Annotated in this window: 20 protein-coding genes; all 20 read right to left on the reverse strand. The window is 65.5% G+C overall.

Annotated elements, in window-relative coordinates; genetic code table 11:
- Positions 1-8: 8 nt before the first annotated feature.
- Genes J7E36_RS03515 through J7E36_RS03610 form a run of 20 tightly spaced genes read right to left on the reverse strand, consistent with a single transcriptional unit; the run spans position 9 to position 18,032 of the window.
- Positions 9-1,235, reverse strand: a complete 1,227-nt coding sequence (locus tag J7E36_RS03515; RefSeq protein ID WP_214999923.1) for a beta-ketoacyl-ACP synthase — start codon at positions 1,233-1,235, stop codon at positions 9-11.
- On the reverse strand, positions 1,235-1,963 hold the full coding sequence (gene fabG, locus J7E36_RS03520; RefSeq protein ID WP_214999925.1) for a 3-oxoacyl-ACP reductase FabG: 729 nt from the start codon (positions 1,961-1,963) through the stop codon (positions 1,235-1,237). The genes J7E36_RS03515 and fabG overlap by 1 nt, the downstream gene beginning before the upstream one ends.
- On the reverse strand, positions 1,960-2,427 hold the full coding sequence (locus J7E36_RS03525; RefSeq protein ID WP_214999927.1) for an ApeP family dehydratase: 468 nt from the start codon (positions 2,425-2,427) through the stop codon (positions 1,960-1,962). Before J7E36_RS03525 ends, fabG begins: the two co-directional genes overlap by 4 nt.
- A complete protein-coding gene (locus J7E36_RS03530; RefSeq protein ID WP_214999929.1) occupies positions 2,424-3,620 on the reverse strand; it encodes a beta-ketoacyl-[acyl-carrier-protein] synthase family protein in 1,197 nt (398 codons plus the stop codon). Before J7E36_RS03530 ends, J7E36_RS03525 begins: the two co-directional genes overlap by 4 nt.
- Positions 3,617-4,114: a hypothetical protein gene (locus tag J7E36_RS03535; protein WP_435304150.1), complete on the reverse strand. Its 498-nt coding sequence runs from the start codon at positions 4,112-4,114 to the stop codon at positions 3,617-3,619. The genes J7E36_RS03530 and J7E36_RS03535 overlap by 4 nt, the downstream gene beginning before the upstream one ends.
- Positions 4,111-4,839 carry a class I SAM-dependent methyltransferase gene (locus J7E36_RS03540; RefSeq protein ID WP_214999931.1) on the reverse strand — a complete coding sequence of 243 codons (729 nt, stop codon included), beginning with the start codon at positions 4,837-4,839 and terminating at the stop codon, positions 4,111-4,113. Before J7E36_RS03540 ends, J7E36_RS03535 begins: the two co-directional genes overlap by 4 nt.
- Positions 4,836-6,095: an NAD(P)/FAD-dependent oxidoreductase gene (locus J7E36_RS03545; protein WP_214999933.1), complete on the reverse strand. Its 1,260-nt coding sequence runs from the start codon at positions 6,093-6,095 to the stop codon at positions 4,836-4,838. The genes J7E36_RS03540 and J7E36_RS03545 overlap by 4 nt, the downstream gene beginning before the upstream one ends.
- Positions 6,082-7,239, reverse strand: a complete 1,158-nt coding sequence (locus J7E36_RS03550) for a sodium:proton antiporter (RefSeq protein ID WP_214999935.1) — start codon at positions 7,237-7,239, stop codon at positions 6,082-6,084. The genes J7E36_RS03545 and J7E36_RS03550 overlap by 14 nt, the downstream gene beginning before the upstream one ends.
- Positions 7,236-9,575 (reverse strand): MMPL family transporter, encoded by a 2,340-nt coding sequence (locus J7E36_RS03555; RefSeq protein ID WP_214999937.1) that lies wholly within the window; start codon positions 9,573-9,575, stop codon positions 7,236-7,238. Before J7E36_RS03555 ends, J7E36_RS03550 begins: the two co-directional genes overlap by 4 nt.
- Positions 9,559-10,152 (reverse strand): outer membrane lipoprotein carrier protein LolA, encoded by a 594-nt coding sequence (locus J7E36_RS03560; protein WP_214999939.1) that lies wholly within the window; start codon positions 10,150-10,152, stop codon positions 9,559-9,561. The genes J7E36_RS03555 and J7E36_RS03560 overlap by 17 nt, the downstream gene beginning before the upstream one ends.
- Positions 10,149-10,574 carry an acyl-CoA thioesterase gene (locus J7E36_RS03565; protein WP_214999942.1) on the reverse strand — a complete coding sequence of 142 codons (426 nt, stop codon included), beginning with the start codon at positions 10,572-10,574 and terminating at the stop codon, positions 10,149-10,151. Before J7E36_RS03565 ends, J7E36_RS03560 begins: the two co-directional genes overlap by 4 nt.
- Entirely contained in the window at positions 10,567-12,111 is a 1,545-nt protein-coding gene (locus tag J7E36_RS03570) for an HAL/PAL/TAL family ammonia-lyase (RefSeq protein ID WP_214999944.1), read from the reverse strand. The genes J7E36_RS03565 and J7E36_RS03570 overlap by 8 nt, the downstream gene beginning before the upstream one ends.
- Entirely contained in the window at positions 12,092-13,036 is a 945-nt protein-coding gene (locus J7E36_RS03575) for a glycosyl transferase (protein WP_214999947.1), read from the reverse strand. Before J7E36_RS03575 ends, J7E36_RS03570 begins: the two co-directional genes overlap by 20 nt.
- Positions 13,033-13,767 (reverse strand): glycosyltransferase family 2 protein, encoded by a 735-nt coding sequence (locus J7E36_RS03580; RefSeq protein ID WP_214999949.1) that lies wholly within the window; start codon positions 13,765-13,767, stop codon positions 13,033-13,035. Before J7E36_RS03580 ends, J7E36_RS03575 begins: the two co-directional genes overlap by 4 nt.
- 40 nt (positions 13,768-13,807) lie before the next feature.
- Positions 13,808-15,487 (reverse strand): acyl-CoA synthetase family protein, encoded by a 1,680-nt coding sequence (locus J7E36_RS03585; protein WP_214999951.1) that lies wholly within the window; start codon positions 15,485-15,487, stop codon positions 13,808-13,810.
- Positions 15,484-16,029: a hypothetical protein gene (locus tag J7E36_RS03590; RefSeq protein WP_214999953.1), complete on the reverse strand. Its 546-nt coding sequence runs from the start codon at positions 16,027-16,029 to the stop codon at positions 15,484-15,486. The genes J7E36_RS03585 and J7E36_RS03590 overlap by 4 nt, the downstream gene beginning before the upstream one ends.
- Positions 16,026-16,280, reverse strand: coding sequence for an acyl carrier protein (locus J7E36_RS03595; RefSeq protein WP_214999955.1), 255 nt, complete (start codon positions 16,278-16,280; stop codon positions 16,026-16,028). Before J7E36_RS03595 ends, J7E36_RS03590 begins: the two co-directional genes overlap by 4 nt.
- A 9-nt stretch (positions 16,281-16,289) precedes the next feature.
- Complete coding sequence (locus tag J7E36_RS03600; protein WP_042727925.1) at positions 16,290-16,547, reverse strand: phosphopantetheine-binding protein; 258 nt, start codon at positions 16,545-16,547, stop codon at positions 16,290-16,292.
- The gene (locus J7E36_RS03605) at positions 16,528-17,337 is read right to left on the reverse strand and encodes a lysophospholipid acyltransferase family protein (protein ID WP_214999957.1); all 810 of its coding nucleotides are present in this window, start codon (positions 17,335-17,337) and stop codon (positions 16,528-16,530) included. The genes J7E36_RS03600 and J7E36_RS03605 overlap by 20 nt, the downstream gene beginning before the upstream one ends.
- Positions 17,313-18,032 (reverse strand): beta-ketoacyl synthase chain length factor, encoded by a 720-nt coding sequence (locus J7E36_RS03610; protein WP_214999959.1) that lies wholly within the window; start codon positions 18,030-18,032, stop codon positions 17,313-17,315. The genes J7E36_RS03605 and J7E36_RS03610 overlap by 25 nt, the downstream gene beginning before the upstream one ends.
- Positions 18,033-18,255 lie beyond the last annotated feature (223 nt).

Here is an 18,255-nt window from a genome sequence, read left to right on the forward strand (position 1 = left end):
GAACCGGTTCAGCGCCAGCGGCGGAAGATCAACGAGGTGTTGACCCCACCGAAGGCGAAGTTGTTGTTCATCACGTATTCGTGGCTCATCGGCCGGAATTCGTTACGCAAGTAATCGAGCTTGCCGCACTGGGGGTCCACCTCGTCGAGGTTGCAGGTGTGCACGTAGAGGTCGCGGTTCAGCATTTCGATGCTGAACCAGGATTCCAGCGCGCCGCAGGCCCCCAGGGTGTGGCCGAGAAAGCTTTTCTGCGAGCTGATGGGCATGTGCTCACCAAACAGGCTGCTGGTGGCCAGGGTCTCGGCGATGTCGCCCTGTTCGGTCGCGGTGCCGTGACCGTTGACGTAGCCAATGGCGCCTGGCGTAAGGCCGGCGTCTTCCAGGGCCAGCTCCATCGCCCGGCGCATGGTGCTCAGTTCGGGACGGGTGGCGTGCTGGCCGTCGGCGTTGCTGCCGAAGCCGACGATCTCGGCATGGATCCGCGCGCCACGGGCCAGGGCATGTTCCAGTTCTTCGAGGACCAGCATGCCGGCGCCTTCACCGATCACCAGGCCATCGCGTCCCTTGTCATAGGGCCGCGGGCTGGTTTGCGGCGCGTCGTTTTTCAGGCTGGTGGCGTAGAGCGCGTCGAAGACCATCGCTTCGGTCGGGCACAGTTCTTCGGCACCGCCGGCAAGCATCAGCGGCAGGCGACCGAACTTGATCGCCTCGTAGGCGTAGCCGATGCCATGGCTGCCACTGGTGCAGGCACTGGAGGTGGGAATCAGGCGTCCGGTCAGGCCGAAGAAGATGCTGATATTGGCTGCAGTGGTGTGGGGCATCATCCGCACATAGGAGTTGGCATTCAAACCTTCGGCCACGCTGTTGAGCAGCATGTTGCCGAACGCCTTGATCTCGTCGGTACTGCCGGTGGACGAACCGCAGGACACGCCCATGCGGCCGTCCTTGATCGACGCGTCGCCCAACAGGCCCGCATCGGCCAGGGCCTGTTCCGCCGCGCCCACCGCCAGGCGCGAGACCCGACCCATGCTGCGCAGTTGCTTGCGCGTCCAGTGGGCCGGGACCTTGAAGTCGTCGATGGGCCCGGCCAGGCGGGTGTTCAGTTCGGTGAAACGGTCCCACTCATCCATGCGCCGGATGCCGCTGCGGTTGGCGGCGAAGTTGCCGGCGATGGTCTCCCAATCGCTGCCCAGGGAGGTGATGCCGGCCATGCCGGTGACGACGACGCGCTTCATCAGCACAGGCCTCCGTTGACGGCCAGGACCTGCCGGGTGATGTAGCCGGCTTCGGCGGACATCAGGAAGTTCACCGCGCCAGCCACTTCTTGCGGGGTGCCCATGCGCTGGGCGGGGATCATTTTCATCAGTTCTTCCACGGGTACGTTTTCATCGAGCATGGCGGTGTCGATCAGCCCTGGCGCGACGCAATTGACGGTGATCTTGCGCTTGCCCAGCTCGATTGCCAACGCCTTGGCCGCGCCAATCAAACCGGCCTTGGAGGCGCTGTAGTTGACCTGGCCACGATTGCCGATCAACCCGGAAACCGAAGTTATACAGACGATCCGTCCGGCGGCGCGACGACGGATCATGGGCATCATCACCGGGTGCAGCACGTTATAGAAACCGTCGAGGTTGGTGCGCATCACCGTGTCCCAGTCGTCCTCGCTCAGGGCCGGGAACGCGCCGTCGCGGGTCAGCCCGGCGTTGAGTACCACGCCGTAGTACGCGCCATGGGTCTCGACGTCGGCCTCGAGGATGGCTTTGCAGGCGGCGCGGTCGGAGACGTCGAATTGCAAGACGCGGGCCTGGCGGCCCAACGCCTGGATTTCGGCCTGGACGGCTTCGGCTTCGGCGCGGCCGCTGCGGCAATGCAGCACGATGTCATGCCCGGCCTGGGCCAGGCGCAGGGCGATGGCGCGGCCGATGCCACGGCTGGAGCCGGTGACCAGTACGAATTCAGTCATGGCGGGGTTCCTGTTGCGGACGGTTCATGAAGGTAATGGGCGGGCTGGGGTGGACGGAATACATTGAGCCGGGCGGTGGCATGGATGCCGGGCGCGCGGATGTGGCATTCGAACACGCCCATGCCGTTGTCGTCTTCCAGGGAGCGCAGGCCGTGGACGGTCAGTTCGGTGCCGGCTGGAAAGCAGTCGACGTTGCATTCGAACTTGCGGGTGCCGAGCAAGAAGCCCAGTTCCACGGCATCGCCCCGTTGGCGCGCATGGCAACCGGCAAACGCCGCGACACTCTGGGCCATCAGCTCGATGCCGACCCAGGCCGGCAGTGCGCCGTCGTCGCGACTGAACAGGCCGCCGGGCCTGACGGTGGTGTGGGTGTGGATCTGCTCGTCATCGAAAGCGACGATCCGGTCGATCAGGATCATGTCGCCGGCATGGGGCAGCAGTTCGGCGAGCGGCCAGTCAATCATGGGGCGTCTCCGATAATCAGGCTGACGTTGTTGCCACCGAAGGCGAATGAGTTGCTCATCAGGCGACGGGGCGCGGTCGGGTTCAGGCGGCTATTGGCATCGGTCCAGTCCAGCGCCGGCAAACCGGGATCGGCCTGGCCGTCCCAGACATGCGGCGGCAAGGCCTGGGCGGCGTTTTCGGCGCTCAGGGCCAACCAGCAGAACGCTGCTTCCAGTGCCCCGGCAGCGCCAAGGGTATGGCCGGTCATGGGTTTGGTGGACGAGCAAGGCACGCCCGCCGGAAACAGCCCGGCCACGGCCTGGCTTTCCATGGCGTCATTGTGTTGCGTGGCGGTGCCGTGCAGGTTCAGGTAGTCGATCTGGCTGGCATCGAGGCCGGCACCCCGCAGGGCTTTCTCCATGGCCTGCCGGGCCCCGCGACCGCTGGGCTCAGGGGCGGAAATATGATGCGCATCGGAACTGGCGCCGTCACCCAGCAGGGCAATCGGCGTTCCGTCGCCGGGCGTCTTGCTCATCAGGAACAACACCGCCGCTTCGCCAATGTTGATGCCGTTGCGATTCACCGAAAACGGGTTGCAACGTTCGCTCGACACCGCTTCCAGCGCGGAAAAACCGTTGAGGGTCAACTTGCACAGACTGTCCACCCCACCGCAGATCACCGCATCGCACAGCCCCAGGTCCAGCAGGCGCCGGGCGCTCATCAAGGCGCGGGCGCTGGAGGTGCAGGCAGTGGAAATCACGTAGGACGGGCCGCTCAGGCCGAGCCAGTCGGAAAGAAAATTGGCCGGCGCGCTGAGCTCCTGTTGCTGATAGTCATAACCCTCGGGGAAGCGTTGTTCGCGCAAGTAATGGGCGATGCCTTGACTGGCTTCGTCGATGCCCGAGGTGCTGGTGCCCAGGACGATGCCGATGCGCGCGCGGCCATAGGCCTCGATGGCCCGGTCGATGTCGGGGCGGATCTGCAAGCCGGCTTCCAGCAGCAACTGATTGTTGCGGCTGCTTTGCGCGACCAGGGCCGGCGGGATGGCCGCGAGCTCACCCGGCACCGAGGCGATCGGCAGGGCGCGTTCGGCCACCCAGCCAGCCTCGGCCCGCATGCCCGAGCAGTCGCCGGCAAACAGGTTGCGCGCTACGGTGTGCTTGTCGCGGCCCAGGGCGCAGATCACTCCGAGGGCATTCAGATAGGCGGTCATGGGGCGCTCTCGGTCAACGGCGTGATGCGGTAGTGCGGGCCTTGGGGCAGGCTCAGGTCAAAATCCAGCGGGCGCTTGTAGCGCACCTGCCAGCGCGAATCCAGGGTCCGCTGCGCTGCCTGTTGCCGGGCGCTGGGGTAGTTGCCGGAAAGTTCGGCGTCGGGGGTCAAGGCGAACAAAAGCGCGGCGAACAGCTCGCGGGCTTCGGCGTTGGGCGGCAGCAGGCCGTCGGCTTGCCACTGCCCGTCGATCAGGCGTTGGCGGGCCACGGGAATGCCCAGTGGGTCCATCATCGACCAGCGCAAACCGGCGCCTTCGCGCTGGATCACCAGCAGCCAGTCCAGGCGCTGGCCGGCCAGTTGCCGCTCGATGTGCAACTGCATCGGCAAGGCCAGGGTTGGCGTGTGCGCGGGCAGTGGCGCATGACTGGCGCAAGCGCCGAGCAGCAACAGGCAGCCGAGCAACAGGCCGTTGCGCAGCGCACCGCGGATCATTCGGCAGCCCCAGCGATGGGTTTGCGGGCCACCACGTTGACCAGGGTTTCCTCGCGCTCGCCGAACGGCTTGGGACGGCGCAGGCCGAAGCGTTCCAGCAGGCCGAAATCCTTGGCGCGGCTCCACCACAGGTACGGATAGGACACGTTGCGAGCCTCGAACTGGAAACCCTGATTGCGGATCATCCCCAGGTATTGCGCGGCGCTTTTCTGCACGTGCATGGGATGACGGAACAGCCAGCGGATCACCCAGGTGTCGATATAGGCTTCGGTGGATTCGGCAAACATCAGGTAGCCGCCGGGCTTGAGCACGCGATAGAACTCGGCGAGGGCTTTGTCCTGCTCCACCAGGTGATGGAAGGTCTGGTGGCAGAACAGCAGGTCGACGCTGGCGTCCGGCACCGCCAGCTTCGCGCAGTCGCTGCCGATCAGTTCCACGGCCAGGCCCTGGCGTGCGGCTTCCTCGCCACTGAGTGCCAGGCTATGGGGGTCGGCGTCGACGCCGATCAGCCGTTGCGGCGTGAACGCCTGGCGCAGGTACTGGAACGACTTGCCCTGGCCGCAGCCGGCGTCGAGCAAAACCGGGTTGGCCGGCAGCGGGCTGCTGAACAGGCCGCGCAGGTCGTTGATCGCCACCCGCAACACATGGTGCTGCCAGGTATGGCTGCGCAGGAACCAGAAACCGAAGCGGGTTTCTTCGACGTAGTTGTCGCTCAGGTAACTCATGACTGTTGACTCGGCGCAGGGCTCGCGCAGATTTCCGACAGCATGCGCAGGCGGCGCTTGGGCTCGCTGACAAACGGGTTACGCTCATCCCAGGCATAACCGGCGAGGATCGAGCTGATCATGCGGCGGATGTCGTTCGAGCCTTCGGTGTAGAAAATCACGTCCTGGAAGGTGCCGGCGTACCAACCCTCGACGTAGCAGCGGAAGGTATCGACGCCGCGCTTGAGCGGCTCGGCGAATTCGCTTTGCCAATCCACCGGTTCGCCTTGCAACTGGCGGTGCAGCACGGCGGCGGCCATGCTCGCCGAGCGCATGGCGATGGTCACCCCGGACGAGAACACCGGGTCGAGGAATTCCGCCGCGTTGCCCAGCAGGGCGAAGCCAGGGCCGTGCAGGGTTTTGACATTGGCCGAATAGCCGCCGATGGTCCGCGCCGGGGTGTCCCACACGGCATTGCGCAACACGCCGGCCAGGCCAGGGGTTTCGTCGATGAAACCGCGCAGGCAGGCATCGAGGTCGTCGGTGCGGACGGCGAAATGTTCCGCAGCGGCGACCACGCCCACCGAGCAGCGCCCGCCGCTGAATGGAATGGTCCAGAACCACACGTCGCGCTTGCTCGGATGGGTGGTGATCAGGATCTTTTCCCGGTCGAACGTCGGCGCGTCGATGCGATCCTCGATGTGGGTGAACACCGCCTGGCGCACCGGGAAATTCGACGGTGCTTCAAGGTCCAGCAGGCGCGGCAGGACCCGACCATAACCACTGGCGTCGAGGACGAAATCGGCCTCGACCCGGTATTCGCTGCCGTCTTCGCGCTGCACGTCCAGCCGGGGCTTGGCGAGGCTGAAATCGGCGCGGGTGATGGCTTGTCCATAGCGGATCTCCACACCTTGCAGCGCGGCCTGGTCGGCCAGCAACTTGTCGAAGTCGGCGCGTTGCACCTGGAAGGTCGTGGGCTTGCCGTGGCTGAACGTATCGCCGAAATCGAACGCGCTGTAGCGCTCGCCCCAGGAGAACGCCGCGCCGTTCTTGCGCTGGAACCCGGCGGCATTCACCGCGTCGAGCATGCCGGCTTCTTCAACGAAGTCCAGGCAATGGGACAGCAGGCTCTCGCCGATGGAGAACCGTGGGAAGTGCTGGCGCTCGATGACCAGCACGTCGTGGCCCTTGCGCTTGAGCAAGGCGCTGGCGATAGCGCCGGAAGGACCGGCGCCGATGATGACGACCTGTCGACGTTCCATTTCAACTGTTGGCACGGGGGCTCCTGGCCGGGGCGGCAATCGAGGGTATACGGTGGAAACCGGCCATGGCCGGCAACAAGGTTGCGATCAGCCCCATCAACATCAGCGTGAAGTACAACGCCGGGCTGATGAGCTGTTGTTGCAAGAGCAGGTTGAGGAACACGATTTCACTCAAGCCGCGGATGTTCAGCAAGACACTTTCACGCCAGCGACTGGCGCCGGTGAATGATGGCCCGGCCCAACCCAGCCCGAGCCAATTGCCCAGCAGTTTGCTGGCCATCGGCAACAGCAGTAATGCCGTCAGCTGCACGCCGTCGAGGCTGTTCAGGGCGCTGTGGACGTTGATCTGGACGATGCCGAACGTGAGGATCAGCGGGATCGCCAGGTAGGTCTGCAAGCCTTGCATCCAGGTGGCGCTGAGCGGCAACACCAACGGCACCTTGAGCGCGGCCATGCACAGCAGGTAGCCGATGCCGACGATCAGGGCGTTGAGCCGATAGTGCTCGGCCAGCACCAGCAGGGCGAAGAACATGCCGCTGTGCAGCAATGGCTGGCGCAGGCCAATCAGACGCAACAGCAGCGGCACACAGGCGCCGGCCAGGGGCAGCAACAGGCTGCCCAGGTGCAGGCTGCCCTGGGCCAGGCCGAACAGGCTCCAGCAGGCCAGGTCGATCAGGATCGCCGTTTGCACCAGGCGTCGGGTGGCGGCGGGCGGGTAGTCGATGTGGCGCAGGTACAGGTACAACACCGGGATGGCGGTGATTGCAAACAGCAGCCCCACGGCCAGGGAGCTGATCCAGGGCTGGGGCGGCAGCAGCCAGAACGCGGTCGCCAGGCCGCAGGCAAACGGCACGCCGAAGCTTGGCAGGGCGATCTTCACGCTCTGGCGATCCAGGCGCAGGTCGATCACGTCGCTGAGAATGTGCCCCAGCAACAAGGCGAACGCGAGGCTGTAGAGGTTTTTCAACCACAGCGGCGAGACCAGTTGCGCCCCGCTGAGCTGCCAGCCTGGCTCGATCCAGACATACATCAGCAGCGGCAGGCCCAACGTTGCCAGCAGCAATTGGCTGACAATCGGAATCAAGCCGAAGCGCCGGCCGATGAACGTCGCGGCGGCGAACAGCCCCAAGGCCATGAGCCAGAACACCAGGATCGTCATCGGGCAGGCTCCGCTACGGCTTGCCCGTGGGCCTGATGTCCGGCCCATGGCGCCAGCAGGAAGCTGAAGGCCAGCCCCAGGCTCACCGCCAGGCCGAAGTTACTCACCGCCGGGGTGCTGGACAGCGCCAGCAGGCCGAACGACAACCATGTGGTGACCGCGGCCAACAGCGTACCCAACAGGCTCACGGCGGCGCCGCCGATCTGCTCGCGCATCAGGATCGCGTAATCGACACCGATGGCGGTCACCAGCAACAGGCCGAACAGGCTGAACAATGTCAGCGGCTGCCCGAGCCAGCCGAGGCTCGCCAGGCTGCACAACGCGGCCAGCAGCGGCAGGGCAACGATACGCAAGGCCGCGCCGACCCCGAACGGCCAGATCAATACCAGCACGATCAGCACGCACGAGGCCAGTTTCAACTCGGCGGCGCTGATCTGCGTGGCGGCGAACACTTGGTTGAGGTCTCCCAGGCGATCCACCAACTGCACGCCGGGCAAGTCCACGGCCTGCACCCGCAGCAGCGCAGCGTCGTTCAAGCCTTGCAGGCTGACCATGGCGGCCACGCCCTGAGCGGTCGGGCCGAGCCAGAGCGTGCGGTACGGCTCGGCCAATGGGCCGGTCAGCGCGGTATCGATGTCTTCCGCCGGCAGGGCCTGCAATTGCGCCAGCTCGGCTTGCAGGGCGACGTCCGGTACGCCCAGGTCCAGCAGCGGCTGCCAGAACGCCGGCAGCCGGGCCAGGGCCTCACGGACTTTCTGCTGTTCAGCCGGCGGGCTGACCAGTTGGTTCAGTGACAGGTAACCCTGGAGTTTTTCCAGGCCGATCAATTGGTCCAGCCGTCCGTTGAGAGCGGTCTGGCGCTCAAGTAACTGTGACTGATTGTCGGCGCGGATCAGGAAGAACTGGCTGGTGGGTTGGAAACCGGTGATGCGAGCGATATCGCGGGCCTCGTCGGTCAAGTGCTGGGGCGTGCCGATCCACTGGCGGATGTCGTTTTTCGTGGTCAGGTGCCAGAGGCCGCCGGCGCAGAAGGTCAGCAGCAGCACCAGCAGCACCGGCGTGCGCACCCGCGCCAGCAACTTTTCGCGGGCCTTGAGCAGGTGTTCGCACAGTCGCAGCGGCCACTGGGCCGGGCGCAGGTCGGCGCCCTTGAGCAGCGCTGGCAGCAGGCAGACCGCTGTCAGGTAGGCACCCAGCAGCCCGGCGGCGGAAAATATCGCGATCTGGGTCAGGGCCGGGAACGGTGTCCAGGCCAGGGCCAGGTAGCCGATGCAGCTGGTCGCCAGGCTCAGGCTCAACCCCGGCAAGGTCAGGCGCAACGCTGGCCAGCTGCGCCAGGGCTTGAGGCTCCAGCTCTTGGAGAGGTAGTGCAACGGGTAATCCACCGCCACCCCGATCAGGCTGGAGCCCAATACCAGGGTCATGACGTGCATGTGCCCGAACAGCGCCACGCACACCACCGCGCCAAACAGCATGCCCACCAGTACCGGCACGAACGCCAGCCACACCCGCAGGCGCCGGAAGGCCAGCAACAGCAGCAACAGAATGCCCACCGTCGCGCCACCGCCGACCCAGGTGATTTCCCGCGAGGCTTGCTGCTGGCCGCTGGCGGCGTACAGCAGGCCGCTGGCCGCCAGCAGTTGCCCTTGGGCCTGGCTGGCCTGGTCACGGCTGTGTTGCAGCAGGTCGGCCACGCGCAGCGGCAGGTTCATGTCGAAGGCGTTGCCCAGGGTGCGAGCCCGGAGCATCACCCAGCTTTTGCCATCGGCATCGGCGATTAACGCGCCGCTGCCCACGTCCAGTTGTATCGCGCCGCGCTGGGGCTGGCTGTTCTGAATGCGTCCGGTCAGGCCCAGCCAATCGTCCTGGCTGGGCACCAGGCTGAAGCCGCTGAACGGGTCGAACAGCGCCTGCACCCGTTGCTGGATGAAGGCTTGGGGTTGCTCGATCAGTTGCTGCCGGTCCGCCGCCGAAAGCATCGCCAGCCGCCCGTTGAGCAGCTGGGTGCGCAGTGCCGGCAAGTCGGCCTGCAATGTCCATTGGACCTTGTCGAACAGCCCGCTGGCCTGCCATTGCTCACCCAGGGTTTGCGCCAGGGCGATGGCGTGCTGGCGGTCGGCGTGGCCGACCAGCACCAGCACCTCGCGATTCAGCGGTTCCTGCATGCGTTGCTCGGCGACGAGCTCCAGAGCATCGGGCGACGTGCCCGGCACCAGTTCCATCAGATTGGCCGACAGTGGCGCGCCATGGCGCCATTGCCAGCCGGCAAGCGCCAGCACCGCCAGCAGCAGGATCAGGAACAGCCTTGGAAGCCTGCGTTCACTCGGCAAAATCATGTTGCTCCGCTTCGCTCAAAGGTTGCGCGCGGGTAGCGTCCTGCATGCGCAGCACCGTGCTGTCGCCCTGGGTTTCCAACAGTTCGATGCGTTGCACCAGGTCGCCGCCGTCGATGTTGATCTGGTTGAACACCTGTTTGAGCAGCACCGAGCGCGGGGTCAAGGTGAGCTTCCATTGCTGCGGTTCGCCCGACAGGCTCAACTCGAAATCCCGTAGCAAACCGCTGCTGTCACCCTGCAATACCGCCAGGAACAAGCGATTCTGTTCGGCGCCGGCACTCTTGTTCGGCAGCATTTGCCAGGTGTTGCCGTCCCGCCGGGCGATGCCTTGGGCGGTGATGCGATAGTCCTGCTTCAGCGGGGATTGCAAAAGCCACAGCAGCCCTTGGTCTTTCGCCAGGACGAAACGACCCTGGCTGACCAGCGGCTGGGGCAGGGCGCGCAGGTGTTTTTCCTGGATGAACTGACCGTGGATCACCTCCGGGCGGGCCAGTTGTTCGCTCAACTGCTGCAAATCGAAGGCTTGGGCCAACGGGGCCAGACAGCACAGCAACAGCCAGGTACATAAGCGCTTCATGGCAGCCTCCTTTCGACGGCATCGACGAAGACCCGCGGCGAGGCCAGCAGCATTTCGCGACTGGCGATGTCCACCGCCACTTGCACCGAGCTGGCCCGGGTCAGGCGTTCACCGGTGTTCGCGTCACTGATCAGGTAGTTGATCTTCAAGCGGTTTTCCCACTCCACCAGGCTGGCACGCACGGTCAGGGTCTGGCCGAACACGGCGCTGCGCACGTAGCGCAGTTGCAGGTCGATCACTGGCCAGGCATGGCCGGACTCGAGCATGTCGTTGTAGTTGTGGCCGAGCTGATCGAGCAAGGCGCAGCGGGCCACTTCCAGGTATTTGACGTAATGGCCGTGCCAGACCACGTTCATCGAGTCGACGTCGAAAAATGGCACCACGATCTGCGTCTCTGCGTGCAACACGCCCTGACTACGCATGCAGCCTCCAGTGTTGCTCGGCGATGCGTTGCAGGCACAGGCGCAATTCGGCTTCGAGGGCGCGGTCTTCGATGACCGGCGGGAAGTCCTTGGCCAGTTGCGCGTGCATGGTCGCCAGGGCCGGCGGCAGCGGTCGCGCGTCTTCGGCACGGCTGCGCAACCACACGCCCTGGTTGGCTGCCAGCAGCGTCGCGGCGGCCACTTGTTCGGTCAGTTCCAGTACACGGATCGCGTCCCGGGCGGCGATGGTGCCCATGCTCACCTTGTCCTGGTTGTGGCACTCGGTGGAGCGCGAGAACACGCTGGCCGGCATGGTGTTCTTCAAGGCTTCGGCCGTCCAGGCGCTGGTGCCGATCTGCACGGCCTTGAAGCCATGGTTGAGCATCGCCCGCTCGGCGCTGGCGCCGGACAGGTTGCTCGGCAGGCCGTGGTTGTAGCGCTCGTCCACCAACAGCGCGAGTTGCCGGTCGAGCAAGTCGGCGACGTTGGCCACCAGGTTCTTCAGGCTGTCCATGGCGAAGGCGATGTGCCCGCCGTAGAAATGCCCGCCGTGCAACACCCGCTCGGCCTCGGCGTCGATGATCGGGTTGTCGTTGGCGCTGTTGAGCTCGGTTTCGATGAAGGCGCGCAGCCAGTTCAGGCTGTCGGCCAGCACGCCGAGCACATGGGGGGCGCAGCGCAGGGAGTAGCGGTCTTGCAGGCGATGCAGCGGCGCGGTCGGCGCGTCGATCGCCAGGTCCTTGCGCAGCCACGCGGCCACCTGCATCTGCCCCGGGTGTGGCTTGGCGGCGAACAGGCGCTCGTCGAAGTGCTCGGGATTGCCTTGCAGGGCGACGACGTTCAGCGCGGTGATGCGGGTTGCCAATTGCAGCAGGTAGTCGGCCCGGGCGAACGCCAGGCAGGCCAGGCCGGTCATCACCGCGGTGCCGTTCATCAGCGCCAGGGCTTCCTTGGGCCGCAGCACCAGTGGGGTCCAGCCCAGCTCGCGGTGCACATCGGCGGCCAGCCGACGTTCGCCATGGAACATCACCTCCCGTTCCCCGGAGAGCGTCGCGGCCACATAGGACAGCGGCGTCAGGTCGCCGCTGGCGCCCACCGAACCCTCTTCCGGAATCAACGGCAGAATGTCGTGTTCGAGAAAGGCCTGGAGACGTTCGAGCAGTTCGACCCGCACCCCGGACACGCCGTGGCACAGCGACTGCAAACGCGCGGCCAGCACCGCGCGGGTGGCCTGGGCGTCCAGCAGCTTGCCCAGGCCGCAGCCGTGGAATGTATACAGGTGACGCGGCAGGGCCTCGACGTGGTGCAGCGGCACGGCCACCACGCAGGAATCGCCGTAGCCGGTGGTCACGCCGTAGATCACGCCTTCCTTGTCCAGCAAGGAGTCGAGGAACTGCGCGCCCTTGGCGATGCGCTGGCGGAACGCCGGGTCATCCTGCAACTGCGTCGGCGTCTGACGGTTGGCCAGGGCCAGCACATGCTCGATGCGCAAGGGACGTTCGCCAAAGATTACCGGCTCAAGAGTGGGCATCGTCATCGGTCTTCCAGAAAGGGTAAAAGTTGAACCACTGTTGCGGGCCCTGGAGGCAGAACTGCGCCAGGCGCTCGGCGTAGCGGCCGGCCCAGTGGGCGATCACTTGCTCGCGTTCGGTGCGCTTCCACACCACGGCGTCGGCGAAGGGCTCGAGGGTGACGCGATAGCGCCCCTCGTGCTTGAGGCACATCAGCAGGTTGACCGGGCATTTCAGCAGGCCGGCCAACAGCCACGGGCCCTGGGGGAAGGCGGCCGGGTGGCCCATGAAATCCACGGTTACGCTGCGGCCGCCGTGCAGCGGTACGCGGTCGCCGGCAATCGCCAGCCACTCACCGCGTTCCAGGCGCTCGCTCAGTTGCAGCATCACGGCCGGGTCCAGCTCGCTGACTTGGATCAGGCGCAAGTGCGTGGCGCCGGCTTCGCCGAGAAGGCGATTGAATTGTTCGGCGTGCTTGGTGTGCACCAGCACGTTCATGGTGACTTTCTCGCCCAGCTCGGCCAGGGCCCGGCACATTTCCAGGTTGCCCAGGTGGGCGCCCACCAGCATCTGCCCACGGCTGTCGCGCAGATGATTACGCAGCCGCGCGGTGTCGACGATCTCGATCTGTTCGATGCTCAGCTTGCCGTTCCAGACGTCGAGCTTGTCGAGCAGCGAGTCGGCAAACGCCATGAACTGCCCGAACACCCGCCGATGGGTAGGAAGCAGCTCGGGGCGGGCGCTCCACTCGGCCAGGCGCTGCTGGTATTGCCACGCGGCCTGGCGGGCGCTGCGACCGAACACGAAGAAGTACAGGACGATGCCGTACAGCACCGGGCTCAGCAGGCGCCGGCCCAGGACCTTGGCGGCGAAGGCCGTGAGTTTCATCAGCCAGAAACTGCCGCGCTCCTGGCGGTCGGCCCAGTGCTGCTTGTCTGCCTGAAGGCTCATGCCCGCCACCGTCGCCAGAGAATCAAAGGGAAACGCACCAGCATGCCGAAGAACAGCCGGGTGTGCATGCTGGAAATCAGCACGTTGTCGTGGAACAGGCGAAAGTGCGACACGCCGTCCTGGGGGTAATGCACGCGGGTGTGCAGCCAGCGCATCGGTTGATTGCGCCAGGCCAGGCGCACCAGGATGTCCGAATCGAAATCCATGCGCTTGCCGATATTCGCCGAACCGATCAGCGCCAGGGTCGGCGGCAAGGGGTAGACCCGGAAGCCGCACATGGAATCGCGGATCTGCAGGGACAGGCTGTTGATCCAGACCATCACGTGGGTCAGGTAGCGCGCGTAGAGGCGACCTTTCGGCACGCTGGCGTCGTAGTGCGGATAGCCGCAGATCACCGCGTCGGGGTGAGCGCGGGATTGTTCGATGAAGGCTTTCACGTCACCGAGGTCGTGCTGCCCGTCGGCATCCACCTGCAAGGCGTGGCTGAAGCCCAGGCGCGACGCCTCCCGCAGGCCGGTCATCACCGCGCCGCCCTTGCCCTGGTTGACGGCCAGCCGGACCAGGTGCACCCGTTCATTCTCGGCCAGCTGTTCCAGCACCGCCGCGCAGGCCGGGCTGCTGGCGTCGTCCACCAGGACGCACGGCAGGTCATTGGCGAGCAATGCCCGGACCACCGCCGAGATGGCGGTTTCGTGGTTGTAGACCGGGATGACAGCGCAGGGGTTATGCATGCTGTGTGTCCTGCGCAAATCCCTTGTGGCGATACTTGGGTTAGTCATCAGCCATCCCCAACACAATCCGCCCACTGGAACACGCCGCCGTATCGTTGCGGTAGGCGAAGTACAGTTTGCCGCGCTCGCGATCGAAGCGCAGGTGCAGTTGGAGTTCATCGCCGGGGCGTACCAGTTGCTGGAACTTCAGCACTTCCATGCCGACGAACCGGGGCGGCAGGTCCAGCAGTTGACGACCGAGGCTCATGGCCCAGTCGACCTGCACCACCCCCGGCAGGACCGGCGCGCTGGGGAAGTGGCCGCTGAAATAGGCCAGGTCTGGCGGCACGACCAGTTGCAGGCTCCACTCGCCGTCGGTTTCGAGCTGCGCCAGGAGTTCCGGGGCTTTTGGCCGCGGCGCTATCAGCAGCGCTTCAACCTCGGCCTGGGGCAGCTTGCCCTGGGCGTTGAGCGGCAACTGCCGCAGCCAGCGCCAGCGCCGTGGCAGGGCCAGGGTTTCGCAATGCTCGCCCAAGTGGCGGCGCAGGCCCTCGGTCACGGCGCGTCGGCCCTGGTTGCGCAGGGCGAGCAGGCCGGGTTCGCTCAACACCAGCAGCGCGCCGAGCGAGGCACGATTTTCCTGCACTACCCCCAGCCGCGCTTCGCTGACCCAGTCATGGGCCATCAGCGCCTGTTCGAGCATCGGCAGGGAAATGCGTTTTTCTTCGAGCTTGACGATCCGGTCCAGCCGCCCAAGCAGCTCGAAGCGCCCGTCCTCGTCAATCCGCGCCGCGTCGGCCGTGTGCTCCACGTGCCCAGCCGGCAAATAGGGCGAGGTGATCAGCAAAGCGCCGTCACTGTCCTGGCTCAGTTCGACGTCAGCGAAGGGTTGCCACAAGCCGCCGCCCTGGCGCCAGGCGATGCCGCCGGTTTCCGAGCTGCCGAATATCTCCGTTGGCCATTGCCCCAGGCGCTGCTGCAAGCTTTGCGCGGCCTCGGCCGGGAGCGCGCCGCCGGAAGAAAACACCCGGCGTACGCTGCTCAGGGCCGTCCAGTCGAGGTTGTCGCCCATGCGCTTGAGCAACGCCGGGCTGGCGACCCAGGCGAACGCCGAGTGCTCGCGGCTGGCGCGTTGCAGGTCTTCCGGGAACGCCAGTTGCCGACGCACGAACGTACGCCCGGCGCACAGCGGCCACAGCACGCGGAACAGCAGGCCATAGATATGCTGGGCGGCAACGCTGCCGATCACGCAGGCCGGGCCAAGGTCGGCGCCCCACAATTGCTCCAGGGCCCGGACCTCGTTGCTCAACTGTCGCAGGGTTTTCTCGATGCGCTTGGGCTCGCCGCTGGAGCCGGAGGTGCACAGGCTCAGCCAGCAGCGGTCGAGGTCCAGTTCGGCGGCGTCCATCTGGGCCTGTTGCACGTCGCGGGGATGAGGGTCGCCGGGCTGGTCGGTCAGCCACAGGTCCACCTCTGCCGCCCAGCGCTGGCGTGTCTGCGCTTGCAGGTCGGCGGGCAGCAGCACGCGCACGCCGGCGCGCCAGGCGCCGAGCAGGGCAATGGCGAGGTCAGCGGCGTCTTCCAGGTGCACGGCCACGTGCCGCACGCCCCGGGCCTGCAGGCCGGCGGCCAGGCGCAGCGCGGCATCTTGCAGTTGCGCGTGGTTCAGCGCCGGATCGAGCGCAACGGCACGCTCCGGCTGAGCCTCGAGCAGCATCTGCTCAAGTGTTATCCAATTCATGGGCGGCCTCTTACCCGTTGTCGTATGAGCCATTCAATGGCAAACAGCAGCCCCATCAATCCGTAGGAAATCAGGCCGGTGTACAACATCCACCAGCTCAACGGCGCCCAGAGGGTCAGGGCGGCGGCGAGCAAACCGTTACACAGGAAAAACCAGCACCAGGCCCAGGTGACCTGGCGCGTATACACCACTGCCCTGGCCGGCAACTGCGGCTCGCTCAGGCGGGCCAGGCGCTCGATCACCGGTGGGCCGTATTTCAGGCTCAGGGCGAACAGCCCGAGCATGAACGCGCTGATCAGCACCGGATACCAGCGCAGCAGGGCCGGGCTGTCGAACAGTGCGAGCAACACACAAAATACAATCGCCGTGGCCGCCATCCAGCGGCTTGCGGGGTCACCTTTGCCAAGCATCGCCCGGGCCAGCCACAGGCTCCCCAGCAGCAGCCCGAACTGCCACGGGGCGAAGTGCTCCATGCCGAAATACACCGCAAAAGGGTACAGCAGGCCCGCCAGCAGCAGGCCGAGGCCAATCAGCCGGGTCATGCGACCGGTTGGACCAGTCGATAGACCGCCTCGACCACGTCGTTGACGGTGCGCACCGACTTGAATTCCTCGGCGGCGATTTTCTTGCCGGTCTGGCGCTTGATGTGATCGATCAGGTCGACCGCGTCGATGCTGTCGATTTCCAGGTCCTGATACAGGTTCGATTCCAGCGTCACACGCTCGGGGTCCAGCTCGAAAAGCTCGACCAGAGCATCGCGCAGGGTGTTGAAAATATCGTCACGAGTTTGCATGGTCCGGTCTCAGGGGCGTTTTGCAGTGACGAAGGCCGCAAGGCTTGCCACATTGCTGAAATGGTTACGGGTGTCCTTGGCGTCGGCGTCGATCTTGATGCCGTACTGTTTCTGGATCGCCAGGCCAAGCTCCAGGGCATCCACCGAGTCCAGGCCCAGGCCTTCGCCGAACAGGGTCTGGTGGTCGCCGATGTCGTCGATGCCGATGTCTTCCAGGCCGAGGGCGTCGATGATCAGCTGTTTGATGTCACGGTGCAGATCGCTCATCTTCGGCGAGCTCCTTGATGAAATAGTGATGCAGAAAATCGTTGAGCCTTCGCGAAGCCTGGGGCGGCGGGCCGAGCGCGGCAAACGCCTGTGGGTCTATATCGGCCCCAACCTGAAAACTGAAGTGCACGCGGCGCTCGGGAATGCGATACCAGGGTTCGGCCTTGGTCAGGGTGGTGGGGCTGACCTTGATGGTCACGGGCGTGAGGATTTTCGCACCCCGCAGCGCAATGGCGGCCGCGCCCCGATGAAACGCCGGCGCCTGGCCTGGCTGGGTGCGCGTGCCTTCGGGAAAGACGATCAGGGTCTGGCCTGCCTGCAGGGCATCGCTGGCGGCATCGAGCATGTCCATGCTGCCGTCATTGCTGATGTATTGGGTCGAGCGCAATGGGCCCCGGGTGAAAGGGTTGTCCCACAGGCTTTGCTTGACCACGCAGTTGGTGTCGCGCACCAGCCCGATCAGGAACACCACGTCGATCAGCGACGGGTGGTTGGCGATGATCATCTGCCCGGGCCGGCCGAGTCTTTCGGCGCCGTCGATCTGGTAGGTGAGCACGCCGGTGCGGGCCATGAAACGGATAAAGAACCAGAACAGCCGCCCCACCGTGCGACGGGCCCTTTGCCGATGGGCCTGGGCATCGCCGGGCAGGCAGGCCAGCAAGGGGAATACCAGCACACGCAGGCACAGCCCGCCCAGCCCGAACAGGGCGAAGCTGGCGGCGGTCGCGAGCAGGCGCCAGTAATAGGCGTCGCGTGGTTTACCGGTCACCGGTTGCGTTGCCAGGTCCATAGACGGTTCTTCCAGGCATGTTGGCAAGTGGTTTGGTTGTTCAGCAGGGTACGTAACAGATCCAGGGCATGGGGCCAGTCGCTGCCCGGCGGTTGGCCGGTCGGTGCGCACAGGTCCAGTTGCCAGTCGTCGCCCGGGGTCAGCAGCAGGGCCAGTGCGTAGGGAAACGGCACATCGTCGACCCACGGCGCATAGACCTGCGGCGGCTGTTCTTCGGTGATCACCAGCAGCACCGCCGGCGCCCCTTCGTTCAGCAGTGCGGCGGCTTCCAGCACGCCGTGTTCCAGCCCGTCGCCGGTGGCGGCCAGGGCGGTCATTTCGCTGGTTTCGCCGCGCATGATCGACCACAGCCCGATCACGGCGTTGTGCACCGACAGGCTGAACTGGGTCGGCGACAACGGCTGGTCGGCCGCCAGGTCCTTGAGGATCTCGAACGTGCGTGGGGTTTCGCCGTGACGGGAAATAAAGACCAACGGCAGGTCCGGCCGATCCTCGGCCAGCGGCCAACCGACACTGAAAGCCATCCGCGCCAGGCGGCTGAGGCGCCGGCGCTGCATGGCGGGCAGGAACGATACATCCGGGGCGGCATCGCTGGCGGCCAGCACGACCGGCTGTCGGCTCCATGCCTGCCAATCGTCCACGCTTTCGAGCCCAGGGGCCCATGCGCGCCATTGGGCGATGTTGAAGTTGATCAAAAATTCACTCCACCCCTGCGGGCTTTTATTGTCACGGTCAGCGATGTGAACCGCGTTCAACCCTGCATGGTCTTGCGACCCAAGTGGCGCGCATTATCCCGGTGCGGTTGGCTTGTAGCAAATGCTGGTTACATTTTGCTCAGCAAAATGTACGGGTTGGTCCACCAAATGTGAGGCACCACCCATTGTCGCGATCAGAGCGAACCTGTCTGTCGGTGCTTTC

Source organism: Pseudomonas fluorescens, assembly GCF_018614775.1.
Lineage (GTDB): Bacteria > Pseudomonadota > Gammaproteobacteria > Pseudomonadales > Pseudomonadaceae > Aquipseudomonas > Aquipseudomonas fluorescens_BY.

Coding starts and splice junctions, on each gene's coding strand:
- fabG (WP_214999925.1), bottom strand. CDS start 1,963: ATGACTGAATTCGTACTGGTCACCGGCTCCAGCCGTGGCATCGGCCGC.
- J7E36_RS03605 (WP_214999957.1), bottom strand. CDS start 17,337: ATGGACCTGGCAACGCAACCGGTGACCGGTAAACCACGCGACGCCTAT.
- J7E36_RS03570 (WP_214999944.1), bottom strand. CDS start 12,111: ATGACGATGCCCACTCTTGAGCCGGTAATCTTTGGCGAACGTCCCTTG.
- J7E36_RS03565 (WP_214999942.1), bottom strand. CDS start 10,574: ATGCGTAGTCAGGGCGTGTTGCACGCAGAGACGCAGATCGTGGTGCCA.
- J7E36_RS03590 (WP_214999953.1), bottom strand. CDS start 16,029: ATGACCCGGCTGATTGGCCTCGGCCTGCTGCTGGCGGGCCTGCTGTAC.
- J7E36_RS03525 (WP_214999927.1), bottom strand. CDS start 2,427: ATGATTGACTGGCCGCTCGCCGAACTGCTGCCCCATGCCGGCGACATG.
- J7E36_RS03530 (WP_214999929.1), bottom strand. CDS start 3,620: ATGACCGCCTATCTGAATGCCCTCGGAGTGATCTGCGCCCTGGGCCGC.
- J7E36_RS03595 (WP_214999955.1), bottom strand. CDS start 16,280: ATGCAAACTCGTGACGATATTTTCAACACCCTGCGCGATGCTCTGGTC.
- J7E36_RS03580 (WP_214999949.1), bottom strand. CDS start 13,767: ATGCATAACCCCTGCGCTGTCATCCCGGTCTACAACCACGAAACCGCC.
- J7E36_RS03555 (WP_214999937.1), bottom strand. CDS start 9,575: ATGATTTTGCCGAGTGAACGCAGGCTTCCAAGGCTGTTCCTGATCCTG.
- J7E36_RS03550 (WP_214999935.1), bottom strand. CDS start 7,239: ATGACGATCCTGGTGTTCTGGCTCATGGCCTTGGGGCTGTTCGCCGCC.
- J7E36_RS03535 (WP_435304150.1), bottom strand. CDS start 4,114: ATGATCCGCGGTGCGCTGCGCAACGGCCTGTTGCTCGGCTGCCTGTTG.
- J7E36_RS03560 (WP_214999939.1), bottom strand. CDS start 10,152: ATGAAGCGCTTATGTACCTGGCTGTTGCTGTGCTGTCTGGCCCCGTTG.
- J7E36_RS03540 (WP_214999931.1), bottom strand. CDS start 4,839: ATGAGTTACCTGAGCGACAACTACGTCGAAGAAACCCGCTTCGGTTTC.
- J7E36_RS03600 (WP_042727925.1), bottom strand. CDS start 16,547: ATGAGCGATCTGCACCGTGACATCAAACAGCTGATCATCGACGCCCTC.
- J7E36_RS03515 (WP_214999923.1), bottom strand. CDS start 1,235: ATGAAGCGCGTCGTCGTCACCGGCATGGCCGGCATCACCTCCCTGGGC.
- J7E36_RS03585 (WP_214999951.1), bottom strand. CDS start 15,487: ATGAATTGGATAACACTTGAGCAGATGCTGCTCGAGGCTCAGCCGGAG.
- J7E36_RS03575 (WP_214999947.1), bottom strand. CDS start 13,036: ATGAGCCTTCAGGCAGACAAGCAGCACTGGGCCGACCGCCAGGAGCGC.